This window comes from Clostridium sp. CM036, assembly GCF_055081135.1.
In genome coordinates this window covers 1,087,231-1,104,556 of record NZ_CM143652.1, presented here as the reverse complement: position 1 = coordinate 1,104,556, position 17,326 = coordinate 1,087,231, and the positions used below count along the sequence as shown (strand labels likewise).

The 17,326-nt window shown below is 32.7% G+C and carries 11 protein-coding genes; 10 read left to right on the top strand and 1 reads right to left on the bottom strand.

Features of this window, described 5'->3' with window-relative positions; genetic code table 11:
• The first annotated feature begins 102 nt into the window (after window positions 1-102).
• The 9 genes from ACWJKE_RS05240 to ACWJKE_RS05200 all read left to right on the top strand — a co-directional run bounded on the left by ACWJKE_RS05240 (window position 103) and on the right by ACWJKE_RS05200 (window position 14,840).
• A complete protein-coding gene (locus ACWJKE_RS05240) occupies window positions 103-3,531 on the top strand; it encodes a pyruvate carboxylase (RefSeq protein ID WP_462959205.1) in 3,429 nt (1,142 codons plus the stop codon).
• A gap of 252 nt (window positions 3,532-3,783) precedes the next feature.
• Entirely contained in the window at window positions 3,784-5,073 is a 1,290-nt protein-coding gene (locus ACWJKE_RS05235) for an ABC transporter substrate-binding protein (RefSeq protein ID WP_216303656.1), read from the top strand.
• A 46-nt stretch (window positions 5,074-5,119) separates the two neighbouring features.
• A complete protein-coding gene (locus ACWJKE_RS05230) occupies window positions 5,120-6,046 on the top strand; it encodes a carbohydrate ABC transporter permease (protein WP_253198224.1) in 927 nt (308 codons plus the stop codon).
• Window positions 6,046-6,879 carry a carbohydrate ABC transporter permease gene (locus ACWJKE_RS05225; protein ID WP_216303655.1) on the top strand — a complete coding sequence of 278 codons (834 nt, stop codon included), beginning with the start codon at window positions 6,046-6,048 and terminating at the stop codon, window positions 6,877-6,879. Before ACWJKE_RS05230 ends, ACWJKE_RS05225 begins: the two co-directional genes overlap by 1 nt.
• A gap of 235 nt (window positions 6,880-7,114) precedes the next feature.
• The gene (locus tag ACWJKE_RS05220) at window positions 7,115-8,257 is read left to right on the top strand and encodes an SNIPE associated domain-containing protein (protein WP_216304417.1); all 1,143 of its coding nucleotides are present in this window, start codon (window positions 7,115-7,117) and stop codon (window positions 8,255-8,257) included.
• 132 nt (window positions 8,258-8,389) lie between these two features.
• Complete coding sequence (locus ACWJKE_RS05215; protein ID WP_216304418.1) at window positions 8,390-9,601, top strand: dicarboxylate/amino acid:cation symporter; 1,212 nt, start codon at window positions 8,390-8,392, stop codon at window positions 9,599-9,601.
• A gap of 77 nt (window positions 9,602-9,678) precedes the next feature.
• Window positions 9,679-10,518: an ATP-dependent sacrificial sulfur transferase LarE gene (gene larE, locus ACWJKE_RS05210; RefSeq protein WP_462959204.1), complete on the top strand. Its 840-nt coding sequence runs from the start codon at window positions 9,679-9,681 to the stop codon at window positions 10,516-10,518.
• A gap of 259 nt (window positions 10,519-10,777) precedes the next feature.
• Window positions 10,778-12,457, top strand: a complete 1,680-nt coding sequence (locus ACWJKE_RS05205) for a glycoside hydrolase family 13 protein (protein WP_220286879.1) — start codon at window positions 10,778-10,780, stop codon at window positions 12,455-12,457.
• Between the two features lie 283 nt (window positions 12,458-12,740).
• Window positions 12,741-14,840 (top strand): sodium-translocating pyrophosphatase, encoded by a 2,100-nt coding sequence (locus ACWJKE_RS05200; protein ID WP_216304422.1) that lies wholly within the window; start codon window positions 12,741-12,743, stop codon window positions 14,838-14,840.
• Window positions 14,841-14,940: 100 nt separating this feature from the next.
• Here the strand turns inward: ACWJKE_RS05200 and ACWJKE_RS05195 are convergent, their stop codons facing one another.
• Complete coding sequence (locus ACWJKE_RS05195; protein WP_216304423.1) at window positions 14,941-15,624, bottom strand: tetratricopeptide repeat protein; 684 nt, start codon at window positions 15,622-15,624, stop codon at window positions 14,941-14,943.
• 342 nt (window positions 15,625-15,966) lie between these two features.
• Between ACWJKE_RS05195 and ACWJKE_RS05190 the strand changes: the two genes are divergently transcribed.
• Window positions 15,967-17,259 carry a Na+/H+ antiporter NhaC family protein gene (locus ACWJKE_RS05190; protein WP_216304424.1) on the top strand — a complete coding sequence of 431 codons (1,293 nt, stop codon included), beginning with the start codon at window positions 15,967-15,969 and terminating at the stop codon, window positions 17,257-17,259.
• The last annotated feature ends 67 nt before the right edge of the window (window positions 17,260-17,326 follow it).

Below are 17,326 nucleotides of genomic sequence, written 5' to 3'. Positions count from 1 at the left end.
AAAATAAATCAATGACATTTTTATTTATTGCATTTTTTTTAAAAATCCTGTATTCTTATGAATAATGAAGTAGATTAAAGGCTAAAACAGGGGGTAACAAATGTGAAAAAATTTAAACGAGTACTAGTAGCAAACAGAGGCGAAATTGCTATAAGAATTTTTAGAGCTTGTAATGAACTTGGGATTCGTACGGTGGCGATTTATTCCAATGAAGATAAGTATTCACTTTTTAAAACTAAGGCAGACGAAGCTTATTTAATTGGAAAAAGCAGAAGTCCTGTTGAGGCATATCTAAATATTGAGGAGATAATCAGTATTGCGCTTAAAAAAGGTGTAGATGCAATTCATCCAGGGTATGGATTCTTATCAGAGAACCCTGAATTCGCGAAAAAATGTGCAAAAGCAGGTATTGAATTTATCGGGCCTACAGCTGAAATGATGGATAAACTTGGAGACAAGATTAAATGCAAAATTGTGGCAAAATCATTAGGAGTTCCTACGATACCTGGTTATGAAAAAGAAATTGAAACAGTAGACATTGCAAAGAAACTCGCAGGGGAATGTGGATATCCTATTATGTTAAAGGCAGTTGCTGGCGGCGGCGGACGAGGCATGAGAATTGTAAGAAATGAAGGCGAATTAGCCTCTGCTTATAGAAGTGCTAAAAGTGAAGCAAAGAAAGCGTTCGGTATCGACCATTTATTTATAGAAAAATATTTTGAAAAGTCTAAACATATAGAAGTACAGGTTCTTGGAGACAAGTTTGGTAATATTGTTCATTTATTTGAAAGAGATTGCTCTATTCAAAGAAGACATCAAAAGGTAGTAGAGTACAGTCCTGCTTTTTCAATATCAGAAGAAAAAAGAAATGAAATCTGCAATGATGCATTAAAAATAGCTAAATCAGTAAATTATAGAAGTGCTGGAACTTTGGAGTTCTTAGTAGATACTTATGGGAATCATTATTTTATAGAAATGAACCCTAGAATTCAAGTTGAACACACCGTTACAGAAATGGTAACAGGTATTGATATAGTTCAAAGCCAAATACTTATAGCAGAAGATTATGCTTTAAATTCCTCTAAAATAGGAATTTCGTCTCAAGAAGATGTTGTGCTTCGAGGATATTCTATTCAGTGCAGGATAACAACAGAGGATCCTTCTAATAATTTTGCACCGGATACTGGAAAAATAGAAGAATATAGAACAGGTTCTGGCTTTGGAATAAGGCTTGATGGCGGTAATGGTTTTGCAGGGGCGGTAATTAGCCCTTACTACGATAGCCTTTTGGTAAAAAATATATCATGGTCTAGAACTTTTCAAGATGCTATAAGAAAATCTATAAGAGCTGTTGAGGAAACTAGAATTACAGGAGTAAAGACTAATATAGGTTTTCTAATTAATGTATTAAATCATCCTACTTTTTTGAAGGGCGAATGTAATACAAGTTTTATTGAAGAAAGTCCAGAATTAATATCCATTGCACCTAAGGAAGATGAGGAAGGCAGAGTGTTAAAATTCATTGGAGACAAAATGGTAAATGAAGTAAGTGGAATTAAAAAGCTTTATGATGTGCCGGTAGTTCCTAAAATTATAATGCCAAATAAACTTAGTGGGACAAAACAGATTTTAGATATGCAGGGTACGGAAGGTCTTTTAAACTGGATTAAAAATCAAAATAAATTACTGTTAACAGACACCACAATGAGAGATGCTCATCAATCTTTAATGGCAACTAGAATGCGAACGAAGGATATGTTAAAAATAGCAAGTGCTACCTCTGTTTATGGAGGAGATTTGTTTTCCCTTGAGATGTGGGGAGGAGCTACTTTTGATGTAGCATACCGCTTTTTAAACGAATCGCCCTGGGAAAGATTAACACAGCTACGATCGAAAATTCCTAATGTGCTTTTCCAGATGCTACTACGTGGAGCAAATGCAGTAGGCTATAAAAATTATCCTGATAATGTAATCCGTGAATTTATTAAAGAATCTGCAGATACAGGCATTGATGTTTTCAGAATTTTTGATTCTCTAAACTGGTTAAAAGGAATGGAAGTTTCAATAGATGAAGTTATTAAAAGTGGTAAAGTTGCAGAAGCTTGTATTTGTTACACAGGAGACATCTTAAATGATAAAAAAAATAAATATAATTTGGATTATTATATTAAGCTAGCAAAGGAAATTGAGAAAACAGGAGCTCATATTTTAGGAATAAAAGATATGTCAGCACTGCTTAAACCTCATGCTGCGTTTAAGTTAATAAATGCACTAAAGCAAGAAGTAGGAATGCCTATTCATCTTCATACCCATGATACTACAGGAAATGGAGTTGCTACAGTTTTGATGGCGGCTCAAGCAGGCGTTGACATTGTAGATACTGCTTTTAACAGTATGTCAGGGCTTACAAGTCAACCAGCTTTAAATTCAGTTGTTGCAGCACTTAAGAATACTGACAGGGATACTGGGATAGAACCCAAAGGAATTCAGGAAATTTCAGATTATTGGGATGCAGTAAGACCAGTTTATGACCAATTTAAATCAGATTTGAATTCTGGTTCCGCTGAAATTTATAGATATGAAATTCCAGGAGGCCAATACTCTAATCTCAAACCACAAGTAGAAAGTTTCGGACTTTCACATAAATTTAATGAAATTAAAGAACTGTATAAAGAAGTAAATGAAATGGTAGGGGATATTGTAAAGGTAACTCCATCCTCTAAGATGGTTGGAGACTTTGCAATATTTATGCTTCAAAATGACCTTACACCAGAAAATATATACGAAAAAGCTACTAATATGTCTTTCCCAGATTCCGTTGTAGCATACTTTAAAGGCATGATGGGTCAACCAATGGGAGGATTTCCAGAAAAACTTCAGATATTAGTTTTAAAGGGTGAGAAGCCAATTACATGTAGACCGGGTGAATTACTCCCTGATGAGGATTTTAGCAAGATAGAGAAACACCTAATAGAGAAATTTAATATTGCTCCAAATAAAAAAGACGTACTTAGCTATTCATTATACCCTGAGGTATTCGATGGCTATATAAAATATGTTAAGGAGTTTGGAGATTTAAGTAGAATCGGAAGCGATGTATATTTCCACGGGCTCAATGAGGGTGAAACCTGCGAAGTCGAAATTGCTGAAGGAAAAACCTATATGATAAAGTTGCTTCACATTGGTAGATTGGATTTAGAGGGTAACAAAGTTCTTGTTTTCGAGGTGGATGGAAATAGACGCGAAATAAAAATAAAAGATAGAAACAATAAAGCGTTGCAAGATTTCCAAGGACCAGAAATGGCAGATTCATCAAATCCTTTAGAAATCGGAGCACCTATACCAGGAACTATTTTAGCCATTCTTGTAGCAGAAGGAGATACAATAACTGAAAATCAACCATTGATGACAGTGGAGGCTATGAAAATGGAGACAAGGGTAAGCGCCAGTGTAACAGGAGTGGTTGAGTCAATTAATGTTATTGAAGGACAACAGGTAAAGGCTGGAGAACTTTTAATAAATTTAAAATAGCTTAGAAAATTAGCAAATAAAACTCAAATAAGAGTAAAAAAAACACTAAAGTTTTTAAGCTTTAGTGTTTTTTACTCTTATTTTTTTGTTAATTAAGGTTTAATGCACGTTTGAAACTAATTTATGAATTTTTAAGAAAATATTTATATAAAAAGATTATATTGGTTATTGCGTTCGAATATAAATTATAAGACATGAAGTTTATATGATGAGGGAGAAATCAAAATTTATGAAAAGAGAGGATGAAGAATAATGAAAAAGTTATCAATAACCTTAGCGTTTGTTATGATTGCTTCCATGTCTTTTATCGGATGCAGTAAATCTACTGAGCCAAAAGTAACAACTATTCAGTTTATGGAGACTCTAACCAGTCCTGAGAGGACTAAATTTGTAAAAGAGCTTATATCTGATTTTGAATTAAAGAATAAAGATGTAAAAGTGGAACTAATCTCTGAGCCATGGGAACAAGCCCATGATAAAATCATTACAATGTCAGCTGCAAATCAACTGCCAGATGTAATGGAAATGGCTGCAAATTGGGCTTCTGAAATCGGTGCAACCGGAAAGCTTGAAGATTTAGGGCCATATTATAATAAATGGGACAAAAAGGATACATTGACAGAGAAAAGCCTTAAGCTTGGTAAAGCATACAAAGACACATTGTATGTCGTTCCTCATAGTTTATATTTCCAGGCAATGTATTATAGGAACGATTGGTTAAAAGCAGCAGGTGTTGATGTTCCAAAAACAACAGAGGATTTCTTTAATACTGCAGAAAAAATCACGGATAAATCAAAAAACAGGTATGGATATTCATTCAGAGGAGGAGCGGGAAGCTGGACCCTTATGTCGAACTTCATTATGACTAATGGAGGATTTACAAATTACTTTGATGAAAATGGTAAATGTGTGTTTAGAAAACCTGAATCCGTTGAAACATTTAAGAAATTCACTGATATGTATCTAAAGGCTGCTCCAAAGGATGCTCTTAACTGGGGATATGCGGAAACAGTTGATGCATTCACATCAAGTAATACAGCCCTAATCATACAGGACTCTGAAGTAATAAAATCATGTGAAACAAAAATGGACAAAGGAACATTTGAAACAGGATTATGTCCTGTAGGTCCTGATGGCAAGAGATATTTACAAGGAGGATACATTGGGTTCTCAATGCCATCTGCTTCATATAAGAAAGAAGCTTCTTGGAAATTCATTTCTTATATGATGAGCCCTGAAGTTAACCTTAAATGGGGTGTTAAAAACTCTGTAATTCCTGCAACAAAAGTGCCTAATGATAGCGCTGAGTTTAAAAAAGGTTATATTTCTGCATATACAAATACTTTAGAAGATTCCAATACAGTATTGTTCAGCGCTCCTGAATATTTGCCAGAATGGGGAGAATTTACAGGAAAGATTGCTGGGCAGGAACTTCAGTCATATCTCTTGAAAAAGCAAACTGCAGAAAAAACTATGAATAATATATCTACGTATTTAGAAAATGCAAATGCGAAATACAATAAAAAAAGTAGTATTAAATAAAGAGAAATGGAGAAATTATCCATTTATCTTGATAGGAGGTAGTAGTTTGGACAGTAAAAAATCATTAGCACAAAAAAAACGGGTTATAAACAGTGTTAAGAAAAAGAATATTGAGCCTTATTTATATATAATGCCGGGATTAGTATTAATGTTTGTTTTTATTGGATATCCAATTGCAAAGGGGATAGCAACCTCCTTCTATCATTATAGGCTAAATGATCCCAATATTTACTTTAATGGCTTTGAAAATTACAAAGAAATACTTGCAGAAAAAGATTTTTGGAAGATTTTAAAAAATTCATTCTGGTGGGTTGCAGGTTCGATAAGTTTCCAGTTTACATTTGGGCTAATTTTGGCTCTGCTACTAAATAGAAAATTTAAATTTAGGGGCTTATATCAGGCCTTAGTTCTTGCGCCTTGGGCAGTACCTGGCTTTTTAATAGGACTTATATGGAAATGGCTACTTAATGGGCAATATGGAGTTATAAATGATATTTTTATTAAATTGCATTTAACAAAAGAGCCTATTTCATTCTTGGCACAATTAAATACTGCACTTCCAAGCACAATAGTGGCAAATATTTGGTATGGTATACCATTTTTCACCATAATGATTTTGGCTGCACTTCAGTCAATACCGTTGACTTTATACGAATCTGCAGAAATAGATGGTGCAGGAAAAGTAGCAAAATTTTTCAAAATAACTTTGCCATACATAAAACCCACTATCATTACAACTTTGCTGCTTAGAGTCATATGGATATTTAGTTTTGCAGATATTATATATATAATGACAAATGGTGGGCCTTTGAATTCATCAAATAATTTGGCTTCTTATATTATTTTTAAAGCATATAAAGCCCTTGATTTTGGTCAGGCGTCAGCTATAAGTGTCATATTTTTAGTAATACTACTCATATATACTGTACTTTATCTAGCAATTACGAAATTTGATAAAGCGGGTGATTTTTAATGAACAAGGAAAATAAATTAAGCAGAGCATTGACATACTTTTTAATGGTAGCATTCTTTATTTTTATGACTTCCCCTATCATCTGGATATTTATTACATCAGTAAAGTCAGTTAAGGAGATAGTGACTATACCTATAACATACTTTCCAAAACACTTTACTTTAAAAAATTATGAAAGTATATTAAAAACTACAAACTTTCCAGTATACTTTAAAAATAGTGTGATTGTAGGTACTACTGCATCAATAGGGACTTTGATTATATCACTATTTGCAGGATATTCTCTGGCAAGGTTTAAATTTGCAGGTAAAAAACTTACCCTCTTTCTATTCCTTGCAACTCAGATGGTTCCTGTGGCAGCGATTATAGTGCCTATATTTATGCTTTTTTCAAAATTAGGCCTTATAAATAATTTGCTGGGGCTAATAATAATTTATATAGTTTTGAACATCCCTTTTTGCACTATGATGATAAGGGGATTTTTCGAAAAAATACCTTATACTTTGGAAGAAGCTGCAATGATTGATGGATGTTCAAGAATACAAGCATTGATAAAAATAATACTTCCTGTAATGAAACCAGGTATTATTGCAACTTTTGTTTTTGCTTTTATGGGAGCATGGAATGAATTATTCTTCAACACTCTGTTTATAAGCCGTGAAGGCCTTAAAACTCTGCCAACAGGGATTAATGCTTTTATCGGGAAATATGATATAGACTGGGGAATGATGACAGCAGGTTCTGTTATTGCTTTAATACCTATATTCATTATGTTTGGTGTTATCCAAAAATATCTGGTAGGGGGTCTTACTGACGGTGCTGTCAAAGGATAATAATTTTATCTATGGTTGTGTATAGACAAGTAAGAGATTATATAACAACATGATGCACCTAGATATAGGTGTATTTTTTATATTTAGGGTAGTGAGCTACAGTATACATAAGGATAAAATTAGGAAAATATTAATAGTTTGGTAATTATTGAGCTAAAATTTGACTTATTACTATATTTACGAGTGAATTTTTTGTGGTATAATGTAAATTAATAAAGAAATAGGAGGGTTTTCAATGGCAATACTTACGTCTATTAAAGATGCTTTAAATGCGAAGCAATATAAATCTGAGGTTGAAAAACTAATCGAGGAAAATAAAAATTTGAAATATATAAAATTAACTCCAACTCAAATGGGAATGAGTCAAATTTTATCTAAAACTAAAGAACTTGAAGCAGAGCTCGAAGGATATGATAATATAATTAAAACAAAAGCAAAAGACATACAAGAACTTAAAACAGAATATAATGATCAAGCTGTGTATCAGTCTAGAGAGTTTGAACAAAAATCGAATGAATATGATGATTTAATTAAGCTGAAATGTAAAGAGCTTGAAGATAAATCAGCAGAATACGATTGCATAATTGAAAACAAGAGTAAAGAATATGATGATCTAATTCAGCTAAAAGGTAAAGAACTTGAAGACAAATCAACAGAATACGATGGATTAATTGAAAACAAAAGTAAAGAGTATGATAATTTAATCCAGTTAAAAGATAAAGAACTTGAAGATAAATCAACAGAGTATGATGACTTTATTGAAATGAAAAGCAAAGAATATGAGGATATGTTCAAACTAAAAGCTAATGAAATTGAACAGAAATCAAATGAATATGAAGTTTTAATTGAAACTAAAACAAAATTCATTGAGGAACTTAATGCAGAATATAACGATATAAAAACATGTGTGGATAGCTTAAAGTCTCAAATAATAAATTTAGATGATGATATTTTAATGCAAAGTTTTGGAGTTTATAAATCTGAATATAATTTAATGAATTCAGAAAAATGTTCTACAATGCTTCAGGATATAAGAGAAAAGCAAATTGAGATGATAAAATCAAAGGAAGCTATAGAATTTAAGCAGTGGATTGTTAATGGAAGTATAAAAGAAGGCAATCAACTAGTTGGAGATATGACAGAGGATATGATTAAATTAGTCCTTAGGATTTTTAATGATGAGTGTGATTCTATAATTGAAAAGGTTAAATTTAGTAATATAGAAATGATAGAAAATAGAATCAAAAAATTCTTTGAGGATTTAAATAAGCTTGGGAATATAACACAAGTTAAAATAGCTCCTAAATATTTGGATACTAAACTAGAAGAACTTTATCTTTCTTATGAATATAAACTTAAAAAACAGGAAGAAAAGTAAAATAATGGTTGTGTGATAACCTTAGAAGAACTATAATGAAGCTATAACAAAAATGCATTATTTATGAAAGTAATTATTAAAATTAAAATTTAAACGTCAAATTAAGGCGTTTATTTATAAGGAGGAATATAAATGAAAAAAACAGTAAAAAAGAAAAAAATAGGATTACTTCCTAGACTTATTATCGCTATCATATTAGGTATCATTTTAGGAAAAATACTTCCAGGAACAGGGATTAGGATTTTTGCAACATTCAATGGACTATTCGGTCAATTTTTAGGTTTTGCTATACCGCTTATAATTATAGGATTTATAGTACCTGGTATAGGTGATCTTGGTAGTGGGGCTGGTAAAATTCTAGCTTTAACTGCAGGAATAGCGTATGCATCTACTATAATTGCCGGATCAATAGCATACTTTGCAAATATTACTATTCTTCCAATGTTTTTAAAACCTGGAGCACTAGGCGCAAATTTTGGTAGTAGTGAGAGTGGGCTTGCTAAAGCCTTTATTGAATTTAAAATACTACCTTTAATGGATGTAATGACTGCTTTAGTTCTTGCATTTACAATAGGTATAGGAATTGCTGCAATAAAATCTACTGCCATAAAGAGTGTTATGAAGGAATTCCAAGAAATTATAAGTAAACTGATTTCTGGAATAATAATTCCACTACTACCTATATACATTATGGGTACTTTCGCAAATATGACTTATGCTGGTCAAGTTGAATCTATATTAAAGGTATTCTCAAAAGTATTCATTTTAGTTATTTTACTTCACATTATAGTAATTGTTCTTCAATATGTAGTTGCTGGAAGCATATCAGGTGCTAATCCATTCAGATTAATTAAGAAAATGATTCCTGCATATTTAACAGCTATAGGAACTCAATCATCTGCAGCAACTATTCCTGTTACTCTTGCTCAAACTAAAAAAAATGGGGTAAGTGATGGAGTAGCTGATTTTGTAATACCACTTTGTGCAACTATACATCTTTCAGGTAGCACAATAACTTTGGTAAGTTGTTCTCTTGCAATAATGATGTTAAATGGTATGAATTATGGTTTTGGAACTTTCTTTGGATTTATTTTAGCATTAGGAGTTACAATGGTAGCGGCTCCCGGAGTTCCTGGCGGAGCGGTTATGGCATCACTTGGACTTCTTCAAAGTATGCTCGGATTCAATGAAACATTGACATCGCTTATGATAGCTCTATATGTAGCCCAAGATAGTTTTGGTACTGCTTGCAACATAACTGGAGATGGAGCAATTGCTGTTATAATAAATAAAATCTCAGGACATAAACTTGAAACTCCAAAAGAAAAAGATGCTATTGCTTAGATATTATGGTAAATTAAATATAGTGATATATTTTTAGTGTAAATAGTAATAGCATTATAAGAACAGGAGGACGAAATATGAAATTAGATTTGAAATTTCAAAAGTTAAAGGAGATTCTTCAAGATTTAGAAAGTGTAGCGGTAGCGTATTCTGGGGGTGTTGATAGCACGTTTCTTTTAAAGGTAGCAGCTGATGTTTTGGGGAATAGGGTTATAGCAATAACGGCAAAGTCATCAACATACCCGGAAAGAGAATTTAAGGAAGCTGTTAAATATATTGAAGGTATCGGGGCAAAGCATATAGTCATAATTTCGGAAGAATTAGAAATTGAAGGATTTGCTAAAAATCCTGTTAATAGGTGCTATTTTTGTAAAAAAGAACTTTTCTCAAAGATTAGAAAAGTTGCTGATGATAATAACATTAATGCAGTTTTAGATGGTTCGAATGTTGATGACTCTTCCGATTACAGACCGGGAATGAAGGCAGCTAAGGAATTAAAAGTTATTAGCCCATTAAAGGATGCTGGCTTTACGAAAAATGATATAAGAGCACTGTCAAAGAGATTGGGTGTACCTACTTGGGACAAGCCAGCATTTGCATGTCTATCCTCAAGATTTCCATATGGCAATGAGATAACGGTGAAAAAACTAAGTATGGTTGAAAAAGCCGAACAGTTTTTATTGGATTTAGGGTTCAGACAGATAAGGGTAAGGCACCACGGAGATATAGCAAGGGTAGAGGTTAATGTTGAAGAAAGAAATAAATTTTTCAATATTGAAATGATGGATAAAGTTGGAAACAAATTGAAAAGTATTGGTTTTAAATATGTAACCCTTGATTTGTTAGGCTATAGAACTGGAAGTATGAACGAAGTACTTAGCGTAGCAGAAAGAAATTCAGTAAAAGCTCTTGATTAAAATCAAGAGCTTTTTTATTAATAGTTGCTACTATATCAAAGATTGTTTTATCTAAATAAATTTAATTTTCATGAAATATTTTTTATAGCAAGTAAAAAATATATACTAATTTACGTTTATATGGTAAAATGTGGTAGAGGAAATTTAATATAGACTAACTGCAATTGGTAGGAACTTAAAGACAAAAACTAGCCATATTATAGAGGTATTGTTACCAAATGTTAAGGAAGTTATAAAACAATAGAAAGAAGGAGAGTTTATGAATAAATATTGGTGGAAAGAAAGTGTAGTTTACCAGATTTACCCAAGAAGTTTTAAAGATAGTAATGGCGACGGAATCGGAGACTTAAGAGGAATAATAGAAAAACTTGATTATCTTGAGGAACTAGGAATTGATGTAATATGGTTGTCGCCTGTTTATGAATCACCTAATGATGATAATGGATATGATATAAGTAATTACCAGGGGATAATGAAAGAATTTGGAACCATAGAGGATTTTGATTTATTGCTATCACGAGCTCATGATAGAAAGATTAAGATAATGATGGATCTTGTCGTAAATCATAGTTCTGATGAGCATAAATGGTTTATTGAGAGTAAGAAATCTAAAACAAATAAATATAGAGATTATTACATTTGGAGGGATGCAAAAGATAGCTTGCCTCCCAATAATTGGGGATCGTGCTTTAGTGGTTCTGCTTGGGAATTAGACCCTCAATCACAAATGTATTATTTACACTTATTCTCGAAAAAACAACCAGATTTAAATTGGGAGAACGAAAATTTAAGAAAAGAAATCTTTGGTATGATGGAATGGTGGCTAGAAAAAGGAATTGATGGTTTCCGTATGGATGTTATTAATATGATTGGAAAAGATCAAAGCTATCCTGACGGTATTCTTAATGGAGATAATAACTATGCAGATCCAGGTAATTTCAGCAAAAATCATCCAAAGGTTCATGATTATTTACAAGAAATGAATAAAGAAGTATTAAGCAAGTATGATGTTATAACTGTTGGCGAAACGCCAGATGTAACACCTGCGCAAGCTATCGAATACGTAGATGAAGATAGAAATGAATTAAATATGGTGTTTCAATTTGAACATATGAGTGTAGGAGATGGGCCAGAAGGGAAATGGGGCAAAACAAAATTTGAGCTGAGTGAATTTAAAACTATTATGTCAAAATGGCAAAATGAACTTGAAGCTAAAGGATGGAATAGTCTTTATTTAAATAACCATGATCAACCAAGAATGGTTTCACGTTTTGGAAATGACAATAAATATAGAATTGAATCTGCAAAAATGTTAGCAACCTTTCTTCATATGATGCAAGGTACTCCCTACATTTATCAAGGTGAGGAAATAGGTATGACAAATGTCAAATTTGATAACATCAATGATTACAAAGATATTGAAACACTAAATGCATATAGAGATTTTACTGAAAGTGGTAAGAAAAGTCATGATGAGATTATGAATTCTATTTATAAAAGGGGCAGAGATAACGCAAGAACGCCATTTCAGTGGAATAATAAAAAAAATGCAGGTTTTACTGATGGAACTCCTTGGATCAAGGTAAATCCAAATTATAAATATGTTAATGCGCAATCGCAATTAGAAGATGAAAACTCTATTTTTAATTATTATAAAAAACTTATAAGACTTAGAAAGAATAATGAAATAATAGTATATGGAAAATATACTTTAATTTTGGGGGACCACAAAGATATCTATGCATATAAAAGAGAATTAAAAAATGAGACTCTTTTAGTAATATGTAATTTCTGTGAGAACATTGCTAAATTTGCTCTTTCCAACAATATAAAATATGAGCATAAGGATCTTCTAATTTCAAATTATATTGTAGAGACTGAGTCCATAGATGAAATTAACCTTAAACCTTATGAAGCAAGAGTATATTTGTTAAAATAAGTGAACTATATAAGTGGAATTAATACTCAAGGTTCGCAACCCTCAAAAACTTGTTAAATAAGGATTTGAGGGTTTTTATTTATAATGATAATTAGGTGTACGAATGATTTTCAAAAATCGATTTATGAGAAGTAAGCTGCTAGAGCATTTAATGTTGGTGGAAAGTAGTAGAAAAAATTGATGATAGCTTAAAGCTTTCAACTAAGCTTAATTTGTGGTATAATAAGACAATATTGTAAAGATAATGAAACACTATTACTAAAATACTTGGGAGGGAATTATTATGAATTTATTGATTTTAGCCCCAGCTTGTTCCATATTAGCCCTTGCTTTTGCCGGTTATCTTGCAGCTAAAGTACTAAAAAAAGATGAAGGAACCGAGCAGATGAAAAAAATTGCGACTGCTATTAGAAATGGTGCAGATGCATATTTAAAAAGACAGTATACAGGAGTGATTATTTTCTTTGCAGCTATGTTTGTAATACTAGGAATACTTGCATCATTTGGGTTTATTACCCCATTTGCACCTTTTGCATTTATAAGTGGGGGGTTCTTCTCAGGTCTCTCAGGCTTTATAGGAATGAAAATTGCTACCCGTGCAAATGTTAGAACTACACATGCAGCTGGGAAAAGTCTTAATAGTGCTTTAAACGTTGCTTTTTCAAGCGGTGCAGTAATGGGACTTACCGTTGTAGGTCTTGGACTTCTTCATGTTAGTATATTTTATTACTTATTGGATTTTTTCTATAGAGATTTAGAAGCGGGTATAAGAATTCAAAATATAACAAGTGCACTGATTACATGTGGAATGGGAGCTAGTGCAATGGCATTATTTGCACGTGTTGGTGGCGGTATATTTACTAAAGCAGCAGATGTAGGTGCAGACCTTGTTGGTAAGCTTGAAGCAGGAATTCCTGAGGATGATCCAAGAAACCCTGCAGTTATAGCGGATAACGTTGGAGACAATGTTGGAGATGTAGCTGGTATGGGTGCAGATTTATATGAATCCTATGTTGGGTCAATAGTAGCTACTGCTGCTCTTGCCGTAGCAGCTGGACTTGGAGTTTCAGGTGTTACAATTCCTATGATCATAGCAGCTATAGGTATAGTTGCATCTATTATTGGAACCTTCTTTGTTAAATCAGGGGAGAAAGCTGAGCAAAAAAGTCTTTTATCAGCTCTTAGACGAGGTGTTTACGTTAGTTCTGCAATAATTGGGATAGCTACATTCTTCCTAGTCTGGAATGTACTTGGATGGGATCATATTGGAGTTTACTTTGCAATATTAAGTGGTCTTATAGCAGGTAATTTAATTGGGTTTTGTACAGAGTACTTTACTTCAGACACATACAAGCCTACCCAAAAACTAGCACAAACAACAAAAACCGGTGCAGCAACAGTTATAATAGGTGGTCTTTCACTTGGAATGATGTCTACTTTTCTTCCAGTTGTAATAGTAGCTGTGGCTATAGCAACTAGTTTTTATTTTGCTGGAGGAGCAGTAGATTATAATATGGGGTTATATGGCGTAGGAATAGCCGCAGTAGGTATGCTTAGCACACTAGGTATAACACTTGCTACGGATGCGTATGGTCCTGTGGCAGATAACGCTGGTGGTATTGCAGAAATGACTCATCAAGATCCTATAGTACGAGAAAGAACAGATGCTCTTGATTCTTTAGGCAATACTACTGCAGCTACAGGCAAAGGTTTTGCTATAGGTTCTGCAGCACTAACAGCTCTTGCGCTTATCGCAGCATATAGAGATCAAGTAGAAATTATTATAAAAAAAGAAAATTTGGATTTTGTTTTTAATTTGTCAGTATTAAATCCCCAGGTTCTTATAGGGTTATTTATAGGTGGAATGGTGCCTTTCATATTTGCAGCACTCACCATGGATGCAGTCGGCACGGCAGCACAACTTATAGTGGTAGAAGTTAGAAGACAATTTAAAGAGATAGTGGGTCTTATGGAAGGTAAATCAGAAGCTGATTATGCAAGGTGTGTTGATATCTGTACAAAATCAGCTCAAAGGGAAATGATTATGCCAGCACTACTCGCTATTACTATTCCAATAGTAGTTGGTTTACTTTTAGGTGTAAATGGCGTAGTAGGATTATTAGCAGGAGCAACTGTAACAGGTTTTGTACTTGCTATTATGATGGCAAATTCAGGTGGAGCTTGGGATAATGCTAAAAAGCATATTGAAGCCGGAAACCTAGGTGGAAAAGGATCGGATTGTCATAAAGCTGCCGTTGTTGGTGACACTGTAGGAGATCCATTTAAGGATACCTCAGGTCCATCCATAAACATATTGATTAAATTACTTTCAATGGTATCAATAGTATTTGCAGCATTTATTTTGAAGTTCTCAATGTTTTAGATATTACAAAGTCAACTGTAAAATAGTAATAATAACCATCGGTTAAGATGCAAGCAGCATCTTAATCGGTGGTTATTATTAGTATTATGGCAAAGAAAAGTTATTCTATTAATTCCTTAAACTCCATATGGTTACGTACATTATCAAAATCTTCCTCATTCTTTGCATTATTTTTTACACTTGGATTAATATCAATAGCTAGTTTTAAGTATTTTACGGTATTATTAACATCACCTTTTCTTCCATAGATACTAGCTATACCATAATAGCTCCATTCAAACTTTTCGACTTCTAGATCTTTTTTATACCATGTTATAGCTTCATCATAATGTTCGTATAATTCATTGGCTAGTGCTTTATTAAATCTTGCATATCCGTAATTAGGGTTAAGTTTTAATGATTGATTGATTTGCTGCATACCTTTTTCAAAATTTCCACTATAAGCTAAGGCAATTCCTTCTACAGCATATGCTTTATAAAAAGTAGGATCTTCTTTTATGACTTGTCTTTCCGTTTCAATAGCTTGCTTATATTTTTTATCAAAAAATTCATCATACCCTTTCTTCCATACCTTTTCTAAGTTTTCTTGTTTTTGATTTATCTGTTGCTGTTTTTCTTTTTCTTTTTCTTTTTCTTTTAATTGTTGCTTTTTTATTTCTTCGTTTTTATTGCTCGATACAATCACACTGTTATTTTTCATTGTAGCATTAACCATTATACCTATCACTATAGCAGAAAGAATAGCAAACATTATTACCCTAAATTTAAATGATTGTGATTTCATATTTTCCACCGATTCCTTTACTATAATATTTTAAACTTAAACTTTAATATTACGCCATATGATTTTGTTCGTTTTTGACAAGTATATGGTAGAGATACCTATATAATAACAATATATGAATATTTAATATAGTAAAAGTTATTAAGGGCTGTGTTTATTTAAAAAAAACATAAAAAAATACCGGAATATATCAAAATACATCGAAATAAACGAAATTAAATGATAGAATAGTAAAAAGATATACAAAATAAATGGTTATATCTAAACAAAAGCTTTAGAACAGACTAAGGCGATGATTTAACATGAAAGAATAATTATTATTATACTTAGGAGGAAAATTAAATGGAAAAAAGAACTAATTTTATAGGATTATTACCTTTGGTATTTTTCTTAATATTGTTTATGGGGGTTGGTATTTTAACGGGAAACTTCTCTAGTATGCCATTATTGCTAGCATTTGTTTTCGCTACTGCTTTTGCTTTATTATTGGATAAAAAAGGAGAGAAAACATCGTTGTCCGACAAGATTGATATATTTGCGAAAGCGGCTGGAGAACCTACTATTATGTTAATGGTAGTTATATTCATATTGGCAGGCGCTTTTTATTCAATTGCAGATGCAATGGGTGCTGTTACTTCCATAGTAAATATGGGATTAAGTGTTTTACCAGCCAATATGATGTTACCAGGTTTATTTATAGTTTGTTCTATTTTATCATTTTCTATGGGCACTTCAATGGGAACTATAACAGCTTTAGCGCCAATAGGAGTTGGTATAGCATCGCAAACGGGTATGGGATTACCTTTGGTATTAGGAACTGTAGTCGGTGGTGCAATGTTTGGGGATAATCTATCTTTTATTTCAGATACAACAATTGCAGCTACAAGAACGCAAGGAGTAAAAATGAGAGATAAATTTAAATCAAACGGTTTAATTATTTTACCCGCTTTTGTTATTACTGTAATAATATTGACTTTTCTATCTGGTGGAAATGTTCAGTTGCAAGCACTTGAATACTCGTTAGTTAGAATAATTCCATATATATCAATTATTGCTAGTGCGGCAATCGGCCTAAATGTTATGGTTGTTTTAGGAATAGGTATAGCTACTGGATCAATAATAGGACTTGCAATGGGTAGTTTTAATATAGTTGAGATGTTTGCAATATTGCAAAGAGGGATGGGCTGGATGGAAGATTTAGCACTGATATCTATTATAGTAGGCGGATTGGTTGGCCTTATGCATTATTATGGGGGGATTGAGTATCTACTAGAAAATTTAGCATCTAAAGTTAAAACAAAAAAAGGAGCAGAAATAGGAATAGCTGCACTAGTAAGCGTGCTAGATATAACTACAACAAATAATACAATATCTATTATTACGGCAGGACCACTCGCAAAGGATTTGTCAGAGAAATATGGGGTTAGTCCAATAAGAGCAGCAAGTATTTTAGATATATTTTCGGCTGGGTTTCAAGGCGTAAGTCCTTATGCAGGGCAAATGCTATTAGCAGCAACAATTGGGAAGATATCACCTATTCAAATTATTCCTTTTTCAATATATTCTTATTTAATGATAGTTTGCGGATTACTTTCAATATTCTTAGATTGGCCCAAAGCCCAAAGTTTTAAATAAACAGGGGCAGTCATGAGAATGGCTTTAGTGGAGTTTTATTCTAGCAATAAGGAAGTAAATCCTAAGT